The 14763-nt window shown below is 60.1% G+C and carries 12 protein-coding genes; 8 read left to right on the top strand and 4 right to left on the bottom strand.

Annotated features, from left to right (window positions below; genetic code table 11):
- Nucleotides 1–48: 48 nt before the first annotated feature.
- The 3 genes from PW789_RS05825 to metH all read left to right on the top strand — a co-directional run bounded on the left by PW789_RS05825 (nucleotide 49) and on the right by metH (nucleotide 4743).
- On the top strand, nucleotides 49–729 hold the full coding sequence (locus PW789_RS05825; RefSeq protein WP_299372814.1) for an adenine nucleotide alpha hydrolase: 681 nt from the start codon (nucleotides 49–51) through the stop codon (nucleotides 727–729).
- A gap of 148 nt (nucleotides 730–877) precedes the next feature.
- Nucleotides 878–1993 (top strand): homocysteine S-methyltransferase family protein, encoded by a 1116-nt coding sequence (locus PW789_RS05820; protein WP_299373525.1) that lies wholly within the window; start codon nucleotides 878–880, stop codon nucleotides 1991–1993.
- Entirely contained in the window at nucleotides 1990–4743 is a 2754-nt protein-coding gene (metH, locus tag PW789_RS05815) for a methionine synthase (RefSeq protein WP_299372811.1), read from the top strand. Before PW789_RS05820 ends, metH begins: the two co-directional genes overlap by 4 nt.
- An 84-nt stretch (nucleotides 4744–4827) precedes the next feature.
- On the opposite strand, the gene PW789_RS05810 is transcribed toward metH, so the two are convergent.
- Both PW789_RS05810 and tam read right to left on the bottom strand, forming a co-directional pair.
- A complete protein-coding gene (locus PW789_RS05810) occupies nucleotides 4828–6894 on the bottom strand; it encodes a glutaminase family protein (RefSeq protein ID WP_299372808.1) in 2067 nt (688 codons plus the stop codon).
- 209 nt (nucleotides 6895–7103) lie between these two features.
- Nucleotides 7104–7886, bottom strand: coding sequence for a trans-aconitate 2-methyltransferase (tam, locus tag PW789_RS05805; protein ID WP_299372805.1), 783 nt, complete (start codon nucleotides 7884–7886; stop codon nucleotides 7104–7106).
- 255 nt (nucleotides 7887–8141) lie between these two features.
- Between tam and pqqA the strand changes: the two genes are divergently transcribed.
- From pqqA to pqqE, 5 genes are read left to right on the top strand one after another with little or no spacing between them, the layout of a single operon-like run.
- Nucleotides 8142–8222 carry a pyrroloquinoline quinone precursor peptide PqqA gene (pqqA, locus tag PW789_RS20050; RefSeq protein ID WP_367182490.1) on the top strand — a complete coding sequence of 27 codons (81 nt, stop codon included), beginning with the start codon at nucleotides 8142–8144 and terminating at the stop codon, nucleotides 8220–8222.
- A gap of 7 nt (nucleotides 8223–8229) precedes the next feature.
- Complete coding sequence (pqqB, locus tag PW789_RS05800; protein ID WP_299372802.1) at nucleotides 8230–9138, top strand: pyrroloquinoline quinone biosynthesis protein PqqB; 909 nt, start codon at nucleotides 8230–8232, stop codon at nucleotides 9136–9138.
- Nucleotides 9138–9887, top strand: a complete 750-nt coding sequence (pqqC, locus tag PW789_RS05795) for a pyrroloquinoline-quinone synthase PqqC (RefSeq protein WP_299372799.1) — start codon at nucleotides 9138–9140, stop codon at nucleotides 9885–9887. Before pqqB ends, pqqC begins: the two co-directional genes overlap by 1 nt.
- Nucleotides 9884–10168 carry a pyrroloquinoline quinone biosynthesis peptide chaperone PqqD gene (pqqD, locus tag PW789_RS05790; RefSeq protein ID WP_299372797.1) on the top strand — a complete coding sequence of 95 codons (285 nt, stop codon included), beginning with the start codon at nucleotides 9884–9886 and terminating at the stop codon, nucleotides 10166–10168. Before pqqC ends, pqqD begins: the two co-directional genes overlap by 4 nt.
- Nucleotides 10165–11271: a pyrroloquinoline quinone biosynthesis protein PqqE gene (pqqE, locus tag PW789_RS05785; RefSeq protein WP_299372795.1), complete on the top strand. Its 1107-nt coding sequence runs from the start codon at nucleotides 10165–10167 to the stop codon at nucleotides 11269–11271. The genes pqqD and pqqE overlap by 4 nt, the downstream gene beginning before the upstream one ends.
- Nucleotides 11272–11513: 242 nt before the next feature.
- Here pqqE and PW789_RS05780 read toward each other — a convergent pair whose 3' ends face one another.
- Nucleotides 11514–12056 carry a hypothetical protein gene (locus tag PW789_RS05780; protein ID WP_299372793.1) on the bottom strand — a complete coding sequence of 181 codons (543 nt, stop codon included), beginning with the start codon at nucleotides 12054–12056 and terminating at the stop codon, nucleotides 11514–11516.
- The gene (locus tag PW789_RS05775; RefSeq protein ID WP_299372791.1) at nucleotides 11965–14709 is read right to left on the bottom strand and encodes a vitamin B12-dependent ribonucleotide reductase; all 2745 of its coding nucleotides are present in this window, start codon (nucleotides 14707–14709) and stop codon (nucleotides 11965–11967) included. The genes PW789_RS05780 and PW789_RS05775 overlap by 92 nt, the downstream gene beginning before the upstream one ends.
- Between the last annotated feature and the right edge of the window lie 54 nt (nucleotides 14710–14763).

Genomic DNA, 14763 nt, shown 5'->3' with positions numbered 1-14763 from the left:
CTCCCGGTGCGGATGATATGGTGACCACTTATGAAGGAGCCTGATCGAGTGGCCACCAAGAAGATTCTTCTCAGCTGGTCCGGCGGAAAAGATTCGGCCTGGGCGCTGCACATATTACGAAGCCATGACGAATTTGAGGTCGCCGGACTGCTCACCACGGTCAACGAAGCGTTCCACCGGGTTGCGATTCACGGCTTCCGCGAAGAGCTTTTGCAGCAGCAGGCGGAGCGCGCCGGGCTTCCGGTATGGACGGTGCCGCTTCCCTTCCCGTGTTCGAACGAGATCTATGAGGCGCTCATGGCAGCAACGTGCGAACGCGCCGTCCATGAAGGTTTTTACGGGATTGCCTTTGGCGACCTGTTCCTGGAGGAGATTCGGTCGTATCGCGAGACTAAGCTGGCAGGGACGGGCCTGACACCGATCTTTCCGCTTTGGGGGATTCCGACCGACGAGCTGGCCCGGCAGATGCTCGAAGGAGGGCTTCGCGCGCGCCTTACCTGCGTCGATCCTCGCAGGGTGACCAAGGAGTTGGCTGGGCGGGAGTGGGACCGCGCCCTCCTCACCGAGCTGCCGGCCGATGTCGATCCCTGCGGCGAAAATGGAGAGTTTCACAGCTTCGCCTACGCCGGTCCTATGTTTGAGAAGCCCATTGAGGTCGAGGCGGGCGAACGGGTCGAACGGGATGGCTTCGTGTATTGCGACCTTCTGCCGCTTCAGCCATTGGCTTGATACGATTCGGGATTGAGCGAGGCAGGAGTGGAACCCAGAGGGTTCCGGGGCCGCCGTCTCGCTATAATGGAAGCAGTGTGTGGAGCTGCCGGTAGCCCGTAGTCCGCGAACTCCGATTCTTCCCGCCTCGCACCATCATCCAATGTCAATGACACCCGTTCAGCAACATCCTCTGCGCAAGATTCTCGAAGACCGTATCGCCATCATTGACGGAGCGATGGGCACGACGATCCGCACGTACGGCATGCAGGAAGCCGACATCCGCGGAGAGCGCTTCAAGGACGCGCCGAAGGACCTGCTGAACAACGGAGACATCTTCTCGCTGACGCAGCCGGCGATGATCTGCGATATTCATCGCAGCTTTCTCGAAGCGGGCGCCGACATCATCGAAACCAATACCTTCGGCGCCACAAGCATCTCGCAGAGCGAGTTCTTTGTCGACGATCCGCGCGAGCACGGTGGCCGCAAGGACCCGGAGTTCTACCAGAAGATCATCGACGACCGCTTCCTGAACGATCTGGCGTGGGAGATCAACGAACGCTCGGCGCAGCAGTGCCGCGAGTGGGCCGATCGCGTTGCCAACGACACGGGGCGGCAGAGGTTTGTCGCCGGAGCTATCGGGCCGCTGACGGTATCGCTCTCGAACTCCCCGGACGCCGACGATCCCGGCTTTCGCGTGGTCACCTTCGATCAGGTGAAGACGGCTTACATGCAGCAGACACGGGCGCTGATCGCGGGCGGTTCCGATGTTCTGCTGGTCGAAACTATTTTTGATTCGCTGAATGCAAAAGCCGCGCTGGTGGCGATTCAAGAGGTCTTCGAGCAGGACGGAAATATCCTGCCGATCATGATCTCTGCTGCGGTGGGCCGCGGAGGCGAGACGATGATCTCCGCGCAGACGACCGAGGCCTTCTGGAATGCCGTCGAGCATGTCCGGCCACTGTCGGTTGGCCTGAACTGTTCCATTGGGCCTGACCTGATGTATCCGTTCCTCAGCGAACTCTCGGAGAAGTCAGACGTTGCAGTCTCCTGCTATCCCAATGCCGGCCTGCCGAATCCTCTATCAGAGACCGGCTTCGACCTGAAGCCCGCTGACATGGGGCGCTTCCTGGGTCAGTTCGGCGGAGAAGGATTGATCAACATTGCAGGCGGCTGCTGCGGCAATACGCCTGAACATATTGCGGCGATCGCCCGGGCGCTGGAAGGCATAGCGCCGCGCAGGTTCGGAGCGACCGCGGCAGACAAGAAAGAGGTCACGGCATGAGCGTTGCCGACAGAGATCCCCTGGCGGCAAGCTTGAAGTCGACCGACAGAACGACCGAGAGGCCGCTGCGGCTCTCCGGCTCGCAGGCGTTTACCCAGCAGCCTGGCGTCTACATCATGATCGGCGAGCGGACCAACGTGGCCGGTTCGCCGAAGTTTGCCAAGCTGATCAAAGAGAGCAAGTACGAAGAGGCGGTCAGCGTCGCGCGCCAGCAGGTTGAGAATGGCGCCAATGTCATCGACATCTGCATGGACGAGGGGATGATCGACGGCGTGGCCGCGATGACTCGCTTTCTGCTGTTGCTGGCCAGCGAGCCCGAGGTCGCGAAGGTCCCGTTCATGGTCGATTCCTCCAAGTGGGAGGTCATCGAAGCGGGATTGAAGTGCCTGCAAGGCAAAGGCATCGTGAACTCCATCTCGCTGAAGGAAGGCGAGGAAAAGTTTCGCCAGAATGCCTCCACGGTGCTGAAGTACGGCGCCGCCGTTGTGGTGATGGCGTTCGATGAGCAGGGACAGGCTGCCACCTATGAGGACAAGATCCGCATCTGCGAACGCGCGTACCGCATTCTCGTCGATGAGGTTGGATTTGCGCCGCAGGACATCATCTTCGATCCCAACATCCTCACGGTTGCCACCGGCATGGAGGAGCACAACAACTACGGGGTCGACTTCATCAATGCGACGCGCTGGATCAAACAGAATCTGCCGCACGCCAAGGTCTCGGGCGGCGTCTCGAACATCTCCTTCAGCTTTCGCGGCAACAACAAGGTGCGCGAGGCGATCCACTCGGCCTTTCTGTATCACGCTATCGGCGCGGGTATGGATATGGGTATCGTCAACGCCGGCATGCTCGAGGTCTACGAGGAGATCGAACCGGAGCTGAAGGTCCTGGTGGAGGACGTGCTTCTGAATCGACGTCCCGACGCGACCGAGCGACTGGTGGACTTTGGCGAGGCGCTTAAGGCATCGGGTGCGGGCAACTCGGTCACAGAGAAGAAGACAGAAGAGTGGCGCCTGGGCCGCGTTGAGGATCGTTTGTCGCACGCGCTTGTAAAGGGCATCGATACCTATATCGTCGAGGACACGGAAGAGGCTCGCGTGAAGCTGGGCCGACCGCTCGATGTGATCGAAGGCCCGCTGATGGCGGGCATGGGCGTGGTCGGAGATCTCTTCGGCGCGGGCAAGATGTTTCTGCCCCAGGTGGTCAAGTCCGCTCGCGTGATGAAGAAGGCGGTCGCTCATCTGACGCCGTTCATGGAAGAAGAGAAGGCCGCGCTTGCCGCTGCGGGCATCGAGGTCAAGGCCCAGGGCAAGATCGTACTCGCCACGGTCAAAGGCGACGTCCACGATATCGGCAAGAATATCGTCGGCGTGGTGCTGGCGTGCAACAACTACGAAGTGATCGACATGGGCGTGATGGTGCCGGCGGAGAAGATCCTTGAGCGCGCCAAGACGGAGAAGGCCGACATGATCGGCCTCAGCGGACTGATTACACCGTCGCTCGACGAGATGGTGCATGTTGCGCGTGAGATGGAGCGGCAGGGGTTCAAACTTCCGTTGCTGGTCGGCGGAGCAACGACCTCGCGCACGCACACGGCAGTCAAGATTGCGCCACACTACAGCCAGCCGGTGGTGCATGTGCTCGATGCCAGCCGTGCGGTACCGGTGACGACGAGTCTGCTCAGCGTGGAGTCGAAGCAGGCCTTCATCGAACAGCACCAGGCGGAGTATGAGTCGCTGCGCCGGGCTCACGCCTCACCCAAACAGAGCACGGTATCGCTGGCCACGGCTCGCGAACGCCGCACGCCGATCGAATGGTGCAGTAAAGATCTTCCGGTGCCGTCGTCTCCTGGCGTGCATGAACTTCAGGAGTTCCCTCTCGCAACGCTGCGCGAGTTTATCGACTGGACGCCCTTCTTCCATACGTGGGGCTTGAAGGGTGTCTATCCGCGCATCCTGGACGATGAGCGCCAGGGAATCGAGGCGCGCAAGCTGCTCGCAGATGGACATGCCATGCTGGACCGGATCATCGCGGAGAAGATGGTGACGGCGCGGGCGGTGTATGGCTTCTTCCCTGCCAGTGCGGTGGGAGACGATGTCGAGCTTTATACCGACGAGGCGCGCACTACGGTTCTGGATCGTTTTCACTTTCTGCGGCAACAGGCGAACCGTGAAGGCAGCGAGCCCTGCCGTTCGTTGAGCGACTTTATCGCTCCCAAAGAGACCGGGCTTCCCGATCACATCGGCGCATTTGCGGTCACGGCAGGCATTGGCATGAAGGAGGTCTGCGAGAGGTTCCGCGCAGACAACGATGACTACAGCGCCATCATGGTCGAGGCACTGACCGATCGGCTGGCGGAGGCGTTTGCCGAATGCCTGCACAAGCGGGTTCGCGACGAGCTTGGATATGGCCTCGAAGAGAATCTGACTCCTGCACAGCTGATCGAGGAGAGGTATCGTGGTATCCGGCCGGCGCCAGGATATCCGGCGTGTCCGGATCACACGGAGAAGGGCACCATCTGGCGGCTGCTTGATGTTGAGGCCAGGACCGGCATGCAGATTACGGAGTCCTTTGCCATGTGGCCTGGGTCGAGCGTCAGCGGCATCTATTTCTCACATCCCCAGTCGCGCTACTTCAGCCTGGGCAAGATCGATCGCGACCAGGTGGAGGACTACCATACGCGTAAGGGGATGAGTATGGCCGAGGTGGAGCGCTGGCTGGCACCGAACCTGAACTACGAGCCCTCCTAAAGATCAATTTGTTAACATCAATTTGTTAACGAAGAACGAGGCAGCGTATGAATACGCTGCCTCGTTCTTTTGAGTCGAGATCGACTATTTCTTGTGTACCTGCTGCTCCATCAGCGCCTTAATAAAGACGCCGCCTACGACGGAACGCGCCTGGAAGCCGATCTGCTTTCCGCTGATGGTGTCATAGAAGTCTGTCGTCGGGACGCGTGAAGGGGTTTCATCGGTCCAGACCACGAGGTGATGGATAAGGTCGTTGAACTGTGCCGGTGTGCTGGCGAGGCTGGCCGTCCAAACCTCCCAATCGAGCTTCGAGATCGACTTCCGGCTATCGAGCGGCAGACCATAACGCTGCATCTGCTTGGTGTAGTACGTCCACTCCGTCTGCATCACGGTTCTGGGGAAGAGATGAAGATCGAGCAGGTCGTCCCAGACGAGGTTGTACTTCTGACTCCACGTTCCGGACTGGTCGAAGGCGAGTTTGTAGTGATCGCCTTCGAGGGCCATCTTCTCCCACTGCGCGGGCATTGGGCGAACAACGGCCTCGTAGCGGGAAGCGAGCTGTTTGTCGCCGACACCATTCGCAATCTGCACGAAGGCACCGAGTGCTTCGATCGCCTTAATCGAGAGATTGGTGTTGTGCGCGAGATGGCCGGCGAAGTCGTCGGTGCTCAACTGATTCTCAGGGTCCAGCCCCTTCTTCTCCAGGTAGGCCGCCCACTGCGTAAGCTGCGGCATATAGCGACGGGCAAAGTCCCAGTTGCCTTCGCTGCGTCCAAGCGCAGCGATCATGATGAGCAGATTGCCGCTCTCCTCGACCGGCATCTGGTCTTCTTCGTTCACCTCGCCGCCACCGTAGACCTGGCCATTCGCCAGCGGATAGGTTCCGAGGTCGTGCGGGGCGAACGGGAAGCGCCAGCGAGGCAGCGTGGTGTAACGCATCAAAGGCTCAAGCTGAGCCTCCAGCAGCTTGGGATTGAAGAGGAGGAAAAAAGGTGAAGAGGGATAGGTGACATCGACGGTGTCGATGCAGCCGTTGCTGTCGTTCTCCTTGGAGAAGAACATCGGCGTTCCATCGATATCTGCGACGAGCTTATGCGCTGCGATGGTTTGCCGGAAGAGGAGCGACGTGAGGTAGCGATACTCCGGGCCGCCTGCCTTCTCCATCGCGGCCATCGTCTCTCGATCGAAGGCCACACCCCGTTTTTCCAGCTCGGGGTATTCCTTATCTGACGTACTGAGGAGCTCGGCCTCGGTCATGCCATTGCGCTGCCAGTAGCCATGCAGCTTGCGACCGAGGTATTCGATGGAATAGCTGTCGGTGTAAGCAAGTTCGACATGCCGTTCGACGCTGGCAGAACCAACGGAGCCGAGAGGAATGCGTGCGTTGAGATGAGCGGCGCGAACACCACTGGCTGCGGGAAGAGGCATCGACGAATCATCCGCATCAGGAAGATTGCCCGTGGCGACGAATGTAGGAATGCCGTCCGCAGCCATCGACGTCGCTGCATTTGCAGCGTCAGGAATGGCGAGGCGGAAGTAGCCCCAGTCGATGCGGACGCGATCACCGGACTGATGCAGCGTCTGCTGATCGCGCGTGCCGACGTTGAGCAGGGTCAGCCCCTTCGCGCGGCTGCGCGACCAGGTGACAGGCTGTGAAGGCTGGTTGACGGCAACCAGTGGGTCGATATCGAGCATGAGGTCGACGGCGTGCTGCTTGCCATCGGTTGCATGCGCACTCCAGCTGAGATAGGTGACGGGACGCGAGAGGACATCGAGATCCTTGGGAAAGAGCGGCGTGAAGAAGATCACATTCAGCTCAATGCCCGCCGCGCTAAAGATGTATCTCGAATGCAGAGGGGTGATCTCGACAGACTTCTGCTCCATGGCAGCAATCGCCGGCATGCCGAAGTAGCGAGGCGAGGTTCCCATCCAGCGGTAAGGCTTGCCGTCGATACGTACGAGGCCGGTCATGGGCTGAGCAGCCTCCGACCAGTGCTTGACGGGCGCATCGGTCAGCTTGTCTGCCATCGACCACTGGCTGAAAAAGGGATCGTTGGTAGCGAGAGGAACAGCAGGTGCGCGGTGTTGCTGCGCGACGGCAGAGACGCTGAGTGAAGCAATTGCAACACCAGCCAAAAATCTAATATGCATTCCGGAACTTCCCTGTTGAGGTTTCGGTAACCATTTAACACGAACGGGACACCATTCCGTCAATTCCTCCTAACCTTTTCCGTACGAGCAAGCAATACAAGCTGCAACTCTTTCCCGCAAACTGCGAATTCTTTATGCGACTATGCATCGACTTTTGTCGCCGCCGTCTCTCATTGAAAAATTTATGCAGAGACTTTCAGGTTCACTTTTCAGTCTCGACATGTCGCGATGAAGAAGAGCCTTGGGAAAGGCAGCAGCACACTGCCATCCAATAATGCGGGGTACGCCTTCGCGATCTCGCTCTCGTAGAGATCCAGAAAGCTTGCCTGATCCTCGCCCGACAGGGCTGATAGATACGGGCGTAATCCTGTACTACGAAACCAGTCCACAACTCCTCGCGGTCCGTCTTTGAGCACGTGGAAGTAAGTCGTCTTCCAAACATCCGCCCGGGCTTCGTACCTCGTCAACGTGCGGTAGTACCAGTCTGCACTTTGACGATTTGCCAATATCCCTCTTGCGTCGGCCAACGCAGAGCTCCATCGCAGATCCGACGCAACCTTCTGCATCAGCAAATGAACCGGCTCCTGCTGGTTATCCGGAACCTGAACCGCCAATGTGCCGCCAGGTTGCAGCTTCGCAAGCAATCGCGGCAAAAGCTCTTCGTGGTTTGGAATCCATTGGAGCGAGGCATTCGCCAGGATCAGGTCGTACTGCTCCGGCTCACGGCTCCACGCCGTGATGTCAGCGACACGAAATTCAATATCGGCATGGCGCTCGCGCGCAGACGCGATCATGGCTGCAGACGAATCGATCCCGATGATGCGTGCATCAGCGAAATGCTCACGCAACACGCCGGTGGAGTTCCCGGGACCGCAGCCGATATCCGCAGCCGTCAGGAGCGGCTTCGCCGGATAGACCTGGGCCAGGAGGTCGCGCACGGGTCGCGTTCGCTCGTTCTCAAACTGAGTGTACTGATGCGCCGACCATTCCATCGCTTAGGTATTTCCTTCTGAAATTTGTGGAGATGCTGAGGCCCCCTCCACTTTCTCGCCAGTTCAATCTTAGCCAGTTCGGCCCTTTCTGCAGCATGGTACTCATCATTCTCCAGAATGATCGGCAGGGGAGGACCGTGCTCAGCGGTAAGGCGCGGCAGAGCAGATGGCCGCGCAGACGCCACGCTGATCTCAGGCTCGTTTGACAGCCCCGTTTTTAAGCAGCTACTCTCTTGAGCAAGAGGTGAACCGACGATGAAGCAGTGGAAGACGCCCTCGTTTGAAGAAGTCTCGCTTTGCTGCGAGATCAACTCCTACGCACCCGCGGAGATCTAACCCTCCAATGCGGTTACACCTGCTGGGGGCAGCCGCCGGCGGCGGTCTTCCCCAGTGGAACTGCTGTTGCACCAACTGCCAGGCATCACGCTCCAACCCTTCTTCTGCACGCTCCCAGTCGCAGCTCGCCGTCTCCGGCGATTCCGACACGTGGCTGCTCATCAATGCATCCCCCGATCTTCGCGAACAACTCTGCCGCACACCTCAGCTTCATCCGCGCCCTGAGTTCGGTTTGCGAAACACACCTGTCGCGGGAGTCATGCTCACCTCCGCCGATCTCGATCACATTCTTGGCCTGCTGCTGATGCGCGAGTTCACACCCGTCTCCATCTACGCAACCGAAAGCGTGCTGCGCGTCATCGAGTCGAACTCCTTCTTCAGCATGTTGCAGCGCATGCCCGGCCAACAGCGCACACAGGTGCTGCGACACGGCAGTGCAGTCACGCCCATCGCCGGAGTGACCATCACACCGATCGAGCTTCCGGGTAATTTCCCGATGCACGTGGCGCAGAGCATGCGCCCGTTGATCGACGTTCACGAGATGACACTTGGACTCATCTTCGAATCCGCAGCGGGAAGACGTGCCGCATATCTTCCTGCGCTGCCCTCGCTTACACCGCAGCTGCTCGAACAGCTTGCAGCCTGCGATGTGCTACTGGTCGACGGCACGCTGTGGAGCGAGGACGAGCTGCAGCGGCTGCATCCCGGCACACCTTCCGCAAGCGACATGGGACACATGCCCATAGGCGGCGAGTCCGGATCGCTCGCGCAACTGAAACATCTGAGCCAGGTGCGCCGTATCTATACGCATATCAATAACAGCAATCCCATCCTGGCAGCAGGCTCGCCCGAGCAGATGGCTGTACGGGACGCGGGGTTCGAGATCGCCTTCGATGGCATGGAGATCGTCCTCTGATGGCAGAGATGTTGAACAGGCAGGGGCTGCGGGAAGCACTGCAGCAGACCGGCGAAGCGATGTATCACCACCGGCATCCATTTCACCTGAAGATGCATGCCGGCGAACTGACGCGCGCACAGCTGCAGGCGTGGGCGCTGAACCGCTTCTATTACCAGAGCATCATCCCCATCAAAGACTCGATCATCCTGTCGAAGTCGTATGACGGCGCCTTCCGTCTCGCCTGGCGCAAGCGCATCGTCGATCACGATGGCGATGCTGCGCACCCGGAGAAGCCGGGCGGCATCGAGAAGTGGATTCAGCTCGCAGTCGCAACCGGCCTCGATGCCGACTACGTTCGGTCTTTCCGCGGTGTGCTGCCAGGTGTGCGCTACGCGGTTGATTCCTACGTCGATCTCGTCAGCAAAGGCACACTGCTCGAAGCGGTCTCGTCTTCGCTTACCGAGCTGTTTGCCGGAAACCTCATCGCGCTGCGCATGGACGCGATGCGCCAGCACTACCCCTGGCTCGTCAGCGGACTCGCCTACTTCCAGGGCCGGCTGACGCAGGCGCCCGAAGACGCCGCATTCGCGTTCGACTACGCCTTCACCCACGCCACCACCCCCGAGCTGCAGCAGCTCGTCGTCGAATGCCTGCGCAGGAAGTGCGCCCTCTTATGGGCGCAGCTCGATGCCATCCATTACTCCTACGTTGAGCCCGGCAATATTCCGCCATCGCCCGGAGTCCTGCAGCCGGAGGTATCGCAATGATCGAAGATCTTCAGCAGGTACCCCAGCTTGCACGCGGCTGTCGTGTACAAGCTCGATCCGAAGAAGAGATCGTGCTCCTCGTCCCTGAAGGCCTGCTGCGCCTCAAAGGTGCGGGCGCCGAGATTCTCGCGCTGGTCGACGGCCAGCGTACGATCGCACAGATCGTCGAAACCTTGCAGGCGCAGTATCCTCCCGAAGCGCACACGCAGATCGCAACAGAGGCTTCCAGCTTTCTCGCGAGCCTCCATCAACGCAGCGTGCTTCTCTTCCGGCAGCCATGACCAGCACACAGCAGATTCCGGGACCGCTCTCGCTGGTGTGCGAGGTAACACACCGTTGTCCCCTGCACTGTGTCTACTGCTCCAACCCGCTGGTGATGCAACAGGCCGAGGCGGAGCTTCCCACCGAGGCATGGACACGCGTCTTTACCGAAGCAGCGCAGCTCGGCGTCGCGCACCTGCACCTCACCGGCGGTGAGCCACTAGCGCGTCATGACATCGCCGACCTGATACGTGCCGGTCGCAACGCTGGGCTGTACGTGAACATGATCACCTCCGCCATCGGTCTCAGCGAACCTCGGCTCGCAGCTCTTGTCGAAGCTGGACTCGATCATATCCAGCTCAGCCTTCAGGATGCCGATGAAGTGTTGGCCAACCGCTGGGCAGGCGCGCGTACCCATGCGAAGAAACTGGAGATGGCCGCGCTGATCAAAGCGCAGCCGCATCTCGCATTCACCGTCAATATCGTTGTGCATCGTCAGAACCTCGATCGTCTGGAGGAGATGATCGCGCTCGCCGAGAGCATGGGACCGGAGCGCATGGAGATCGCTCATGTCCAGTACTACGGCTGGGCGCTCAAGAACCGCGACCTTCTGCTGCCCACGCGGGAACAGCTCGAACGATCTACGAAGACTCTGCGAGAGGCACAGGAACGTCTCGCGGGCAGAATTCATCTGCAGGCCGTCGTACCCGATTATTACGCACGCTATCCCAAGGCATGCGTCGGCGGATGGGGGCGACAGCTGATGCTGATCGATCCAGCGGGGCGAGCCATGCCGTGCCACTCCGCCTCCATTATTTCGGGACTCGCCTTCGACAACGTGCGCGACCACGATCTCGCATGGCTGTGGCACGAGAGCAGCGCTTTCCATCGCTTTCGCGGAGACGACTGGATGCAGGAGCCGTGCCGCAGCTGCGAAAGAAAGACGGTCGACTTCGGCGGCTGCCGCTGCCAGGCCATGCAGGTGCTCGACGACGCCGATGCCACCGACCCGGCGTGCCATCTAAGCCCGCATCACGAACAGCTCATCAAAATAGCCGAAGCTGCCCCGGCAGGCACGAATACGCTGCATTACCGGACAATTGAGTTATTGAGCCACTCATAATTCAACGGCCACAAGTTCAAATTCCCCAACTCGCGGATTGTTCGCACCATGAAGAGTCGTTCCCATAGTGCGGATGCGAATGTAAATGCTGCTGCGGGCTCAAAATTTGTCTGAAGCATCCCGACGAAGATGTCCGGATATAAAAACAAGAAAAGTCCCCATAAGCGTTTAGGCAAATGGGGACTGGAGATTCAACATCCTGTAGCGTCTTACTTACTCAAACTACTGCTTCACTCGGCAGTTTAGCTGCAGCCGCTCGTGCTGCCGCACTCCATGCAGCGGTAGCAGCTGCCGTTGCGTGTCATGATGGCTCCGCAGGTGGAGCAGCTGGGAGCGTCGCCCATGTCATACATCGCCTTCATGGCATCGGCGGCGTGGTAGATGCCGCGATCCTCCATAGCGAGCGGGCCTGTGCTGCTCGTGGTGTAGGTCGGATCGGGAGCGATTCCCTGTTGCGGCGGCGTGGTGGTGTAGGCACTCTCCTGCTCGTAGAGACTCGACGCCGCAGCCTCCGTAGAGGTTCCCGTAAGCGTGCCGATACGACCCTCGACCGGAACACTGGCCTGGGGAGCCAGACCGGCGAACAGCGAGAGCTGCTGTCCGGAGAGGAAGCGGATCTGCAGCCAGCGGAAGATATAGTCCATGATGGACTTCGCATAACCGATCTGCTCGTTGCCGGTCCAACCGGAGGGCTCAAAGCGGGTGTGGGCAAACTTGTCGCACAGCACGCGCAGCGGAACTCCATGCTGCAGAGCCAGCGAGACAGCTGTTGCGAAGGAATCCATGAGACCAGAGACCGTCGAGCCTTCCCTTCGCCATGCGAATGAAGATCTCACCCGGCTGGCCGTTGGGATAGAGGCCAACGGTAATGTAGCCCTCATGACCCGACAGGCCGAACTTGTGCGTTATCGAAGCCCGCTCGGCGGGCAGACGATGACGGACGGCGCGAGGCGGAGACTGGGCGTCGATTGCATCAGCATTCTGAGTAGCAGCCTCGGTGATGGTCTTGATTTGCTGCTCGAGCGAGGAGATACGGACCTGCGCGGCAGCCCTGGCAGCTGCAACCGCCTCTTCGATCTCGATGGAGCCGGCAGCGGAAGCAGTGACGGCTTCCTTCTTCTCCGACTTCTTGTCTTCGGCCGAGACGTTGAGCGGCTGTGAACCCTTGGAGCCATCGCGATAGATTGCGACCGCCTTGAGACCCTGGCGCCAGCTCTCGATATAAGCCTCGGCGATATCGTCTACCGTCGCGTCGTGCGGCAGGTTGACGGTCTTCGAGATCGCGCCCGACAGGAACGGCTGCGTCGCGGCCATCATCTTGATGTGCCCCATGTAGTGGATCGAACGCGTGCCCTTGGCAGCCTTGAAGGAGCAGTCAAAGACATCGAGATGCTCTTCCTTGACATGCGGCGCGCCCTCGATTGTGCCGGTCGCGTCGATGTAGCTGACGATCGCGTCGACTTCGGCGTTGTTGTAGCCCAGCTTGAAGAGCGCCGACGGCACAGTGTTGTTGACGATCTTGATCATGCCGCCGCCAACCAGCTTCTTGTACTTCACCAGGGCAAGGTCAGGCTCGATGCCGGTCGTGTCGCAATCCATCATGAAGCCGATGGTGCCGGTCGGAGCAAGAACGGTCATCTGCGAGTTGCGATAGCCATGCTTTTCGCCATGGGCAAGCGCTCCGGCCCACGAGTCCTTGCTGGCCGCGATCATCTCATCGAGCTGCGGAGCGACAAAGGGCTCGACCGAGGTCTTCGACTTGCCGATGTTGTTGACCTCGGCACGATGCATGCGAATGACGTCCAGGAACGGCTCGCGGTTGACGTAGAAGCCGGGGCACGCGCCTCCGGCGATCTCGGCCTGCTGGGTCAGCGCGGTCGCGGCGCCAAGCGGAGGGCAAAGCTCGGCGATACGCGCGGACTGCCAGTAGGCATCGCCGCAGAGGATCGAGGTCACGGTGGCAGCAAAGTCGCGGCCTGCGTCAGAGTCGTACGGAAGTCCAAAGGCCATCAACAGGGCGCCGAGATTGGCGTAACCGAGACCGAGCGGGCGATAGTCGTGCGAGTTCTTCGCGATCGACTCGGTGGGATAACCAGCGGCATCGACGATGATCTCCATCGCAGTGGTGACGACAGCGATGGCATGGCGGTAGGCAGCAACGTCGAACTGGCCGCCAGGCGTCAGGAACTTGAGCAGGTTAAAGCTGGCCAGGTTGCAGGCCGAGTCATCGAGGAACATGTACTCGGAGCAGGGATTGGACGCATTGATGCGGCCCGTGTTCTTCGAGGTATGCCAGCGATTGATGGTGGTGTCGTACTGCATGCCAGGGTCGCCGCACTGCCAAGTGGCTTCGGCGATCTTGTTCATGATGTCGCGCGCACGATACTCCTTCACCGGCTTGCGATCCTTGACGGTGCGGGTGGAGAAGGTGGTGTCCGCCTCGACAGCAGCCATGAACTCGTCGTTCACACGGACGGAGTTGTTGGCGTTCTGGAAGAAGATCGAGCTGTACGCCTCGGAGTCCGGACCCGATCCGTCGTAACCGGCCTGCACCAGGCTCCAGGCCTTGGCCTCTTCCTTCTGCTTGCACTCGATGAAGTCGATGATGTCGGGATGGTCGACGTTGAGGATGACCATCTTCGCTGCGCGGCGGGTCTTGCCGCCGGACTTGATGACACCGGCGAAGGCGTCGAAGCCGCGCATGAACGACAGTGGGCCAGAGGCCGTACCGCCGCCGGAGAGGATCTCCATGCTGCCGCGGATGCCGGACAGGTTCGAGCCTGTGCCCGAGCCCCACTTGAAGAGCATGCCTTCCGTCTTGGCCAGAGTGAGGATGGAGTCCAGAGAGTCCTGCACGGCGTTGATGAAGCAGGCCGAGCACTGCGGCTTGCGGTAACCCGTCACGGAGAACTCGACGGCGCAGCTGTGCGCGTTCCAGTGCCAGTTCTGCGCATCGGAGTTCGGCTCCAGGCGGTCGCAGCCGACGTTGAACCAGACCGGCGAATTGAAGGCGACCTTCTGATTCAGCAACAGGTGGCAGAGTTCTGCGAAGAAGATCTCCGCGTCCTCGGCGGTGGCGAAGTAGCCGCCCTCGATACCCCAGTCACGCATCGACTCGGCGACTCGGGTGATGAGCTGGCGGACGCCGGTCTCGCGCTCGTTGGTGCCGATCTGGCCGTGGAGGTACTTCGAAGCCACGATGTTGGTGGCGGTCATCGACCAGTCGGAGGGAACCTCGACGTTCTTCTGCTCGAAGATAATGCGGCCCTTGAAGTCCTGAATGACGGCATCGCGGAGCTCCCAGGTGAGCTCGTCGAAGGGCGAGCTGCCGGGACGGCTGAAGTGACGCGAGAAGGTCAGCCCGGGGGTGCTCCTGGCAGGGGTCGCGTTCTTGGTGGAGGGCTGTTTTGTGCTGGTCGTTTTAGGAAGAGTTGCCATCGGGGGAGTTTGCTCCTTCTCGCTTGATGTGTGGTGCCTGTGCGGCAGAAAATC

It is taken from the genome of Edaphobacter sp., from assembly GCF_028283685.1.
In the GTDB taxonomy this organism is placed as follows: domain Bacteria; phylum Acidobacteriota; class Terriglobia; order Terriglobales; family Acidobacteriaceae; genus Edaphobacter.
This window is presented reverse-complemented; position numbering and strand designations above follow the sequence as displayed.

What these genes read in the sequence shown, in the direction of transcription:
- metH (WP_299372811.1), top strand. Translation starts at nt 1,990, where the DNA reads ATGAGCGTTGCCGACAGAGATCCCCTGGCGGCAAGCTTGAAGTCGACC.
- PW789_RS05820 (WP_299373525.1), top strand. Translation starts at nt 878, where the DNA reads ATGACACCCGTTCAGCAACATCCTCTGCGCAAGATTCTCGAAGACCGT.
- pqqC (WP_299372799.1), top strand. Translation starts at nt 9,138, where the DNA reads ATGGCAGAGATGTTGAACAGGCAGGGGCTGCGGGAAGCACTGCAGCAG.
- tam (WP_299372805.1), bottom strand. Translation starts at nt 7,886, where the DNA reads ATGGAATGGTCGGCGCATCAGTACACTCAGTTTGAGAACGAGCGAACG.
- PW789_RS05810 (WP_299372808.1), bottom strand. Translation starts at nt 6,894, where the DNA reads ATGCATATTAGATTTTTGGCTGGTGTTGCAATTGCTTCACTCAGCGTC.
- PW789_RS05780 (WP_299372793.1), bottom strand. Translation starts at nt 12,056, where the DNA reads ATGGATTCCTTCGCAACAGCTGTCTCGCTGGCTCTGCAGCATGGAGTT.
- pqqB (WP_299372802.1), top strand. Translation starts at nt 8,230, where the DNA reads ATGCGGTTACACCTGCTGGGGGCAGCCGCCGGCGGCGGTCTTCCCCAG.
- pqqD (WP_299372797.1), top strand. Translation starts at nt 9,884, where the DNA reads ATGATCGAAGATCTTCAGCAGGTACCCCAGCTTGCACGCGGCTGTCGT.
- PW789_RS05775 (WP_299372791.1), bottom strand. Translation starts at nt 14,709, where the DNA reads ATGGCAACTCTTCCTAAAACGACCAGCACAAAACAGCCCTCCACCAAG.
- pqqE (WP_299372795.1), top strand. Translation starts at nt 10,165, where the DNA reads ATGACCAGCACACAGCAGATTCCGGGACCGCTCTCGCTGGTGTGCGAG.
- pqqA (WP_367182490.1), top strand. Translation starts at nt 8,142, where the DNA reads ATGAAGCAGTGGAAGACGCCCTCGTTTGAAGAAGTCTCGCTTTGCTGC.